Genomic DNA, 2,272 nt, shown 5'->3' with positions numbered 1-2,272 from the left:
GATGGCGCTGACCGTCACCTTCAAGCTCGGCACCGATCTCGACAAGGCGCAGGTGCTGGTCCAGAACCGCGTGGCGATCGCCGAACCGCGCCTGCCGGAAGAAGTCCGCCGCATCGGCGTCACCACGGCGAAGAGTTCGCCGGACCTGATGATGGTCGTGCACCTGATTTCGCCGAACGACCGCTACGACCAGCTCTATGTCTCCAACTATGCCCGCAGCCGCGCCCGCGATCTTCTCGTCCGGCTCGACGGCGTCGGCGACGTCATCCTGTTCGGCGAGCGCGAATATGCCCTGCGCATCTGGCTCGACCCCGAAAAGCTCGCCGCCTACGGCATGACCTCCGGCGATATCGTCCAGGCCTTGCGCGACCAGAACGTCCAGGTCTCCGGCGGTTCGATCGGCGGGCCGCCGAATGCCGGCACCAATGCCTTCCAGTATACGGTGACCACCGAGGGGCGCTTCAGCGATCCGCGCCAGTTCCGCTATGTCATCGTCAAGGCAACGGCGAGCGGTCGCCTCGTGCAGTTGCAGGACGTTGCCCGCATCGAACTCGGCGCCAAGGATTACGTCACCAACAGCTACCTGAACGGCAAGGCCGCCGTCGCCATGGGCATCTTTTCACGGCCCGGCACCAATGCACTCGAGGCCGCCGAAGAGATCAAGGCGACGATGGAGACCCTGAAGAAGGATTTCCCGCCGGGCCTCGAATATACCATCGTCTACAATCCGACCGAATTCATCTCGGAATCCATCAACGAGGTCTACAAGACCATCCTCGAGGCGGCGATCCTCGTCGCCATCGTCGTGCTTGTGTTCCTGCAGTCCTGGCGCACGGCACTGATCCCGATCATCGCCATTCCCGTGTCGCTGATCGGCTGCTTCGCCTTTCTGGTCGCCTTCGGGTTCTCGCTGAACATGCTGACTTTGTTCGGGCTGGTGCTGGCCATCGGCATCGTCGTCGATGACGCGATCGTCGTGGTGGAGAATGTCGAGCGCAATCTGGCCAAGGGCATGACGCCGAAGCAGGCGGCGCACGTGACGATGGACGAGGTCGGTACCGCGGTCGTCGCCATTTCTCTGGTGCTGATCGCCGTCTTCGTGCCGACGGCCTTCATCCCCGGCATTTCCGGCCAGTTCTACCAGCAGTTCGCCGTGACGATTTCCGTGGCCACCGCCATTTCGGCGCTGAACTCGCTGACATTGTCGCCGGCGCTCGCGGCGCTGCTTTTGCGGCCGCACCAGGAACATCACGAGACCCGCAATCCCTTCACCCGCGTTGGTCGGGGCCTCGCCAACGGCTTCAACAGCGGCTTTGACCGGATGACGAAAGGTTATGTCTGGGTCGTTGGTCACCTGGTATCGACGCGGATCGCACTCGCCGCCACCCTGGTCGTCTTCGCCGGCCTGCTGGCGGCCACCTGGTATATGGGACGGACTGTGCCCAGCGGCTTCGTCCCGACGATGGACCAGGGCTATGCGATCGTCGTCGTGCAGCTTCCGGACGGCGCCTCGCTTGCACGCACAGATGCGGTGGTCAAGCGTGCCTCCGACACGATCCTGAAGGTGCCCGGCGTCAAGAACGCCGTCGCCTTTTCCGGTTTCAACGGCGCGACCTTCACCAATGCGTCCAATTCGGGCGTGGTCTTTGCCGCCTTCGATACGTTCGAGGAACGGTTGAAGCACGGCCAGAGCGCCAACCAGATCATCGGTCAGCTCTATGGTTCGCTGCAGAGCATCCAGGAAGCCTTCATCATCGCCGTGCCGCCGCCCTCCATTCGCGGCATCGGCAATTCCGGCGGCTTCAAGATGCAGATCGTCGACCGCGAAAGTTCGGACATGCGCCGCGTGCTCGGCCTTGCCTACCAGATGATGGGCGCCGCCGCCCAGACGAAGGAGCTGTCCGGCGTCTTCACCACATTCTCCGCGTCCAGCCCGCAATATTTCCTCGCCGTCGATCGCGACAAGGCGCGGGCGCTGAATGTCCCGATCCCCAACATCTTCGAAACGCTGTCGATCAATCTGGGCACATCCTATGTCAACGATTTCAACGCTTTCGGCCGCGTCTACCAGGTGCGTGCGCAGGCCGACCAGCAATACCGGCTGGAGCGGGAAGACATTCTTGCCCTGAAAGTCCGCTCCGCCACCGGCGCGCTGGTGCCGCTCGGCACGCTGGTCGACATCCAGGACACGACCGGACCGTCGCTCGTCCAGCGCTACAACATGTATGTCTCGGTTCCGCTCCAGGGCAATCCGGGCCCCGGCGTCTCGACC

The 2,272-nt window shown here is 63.3% G+C and carries 1 protein-coding gene; it reads left to right on the top strand.

Going from position 1 to position 2,272, the window contains the following annotated elements; translation table 11 throughout:
* On the top strand, positions 1–2,272 hold a 2,272-nt coding region (locus tag VL202_RS18915; RefSeq protein ID WP_325465629.1), incomplete at both ends, for an efflux RND transporter permease subunit.

The sequence above is a fragment of the Pararhizobium sp. genome, assembly GCF_035497515.1.
Lineage (GTDB): Bacteria > Pseudomonadota > Alphaproteobacteria > Rhizobiales > Rhizobiaceae > Pararhizobium.
The sequence above is the reverse complement of the archived record's forward strand: the minus strand, read 5'-3'. Positions and strand labels throughout refer to the sequence as shown.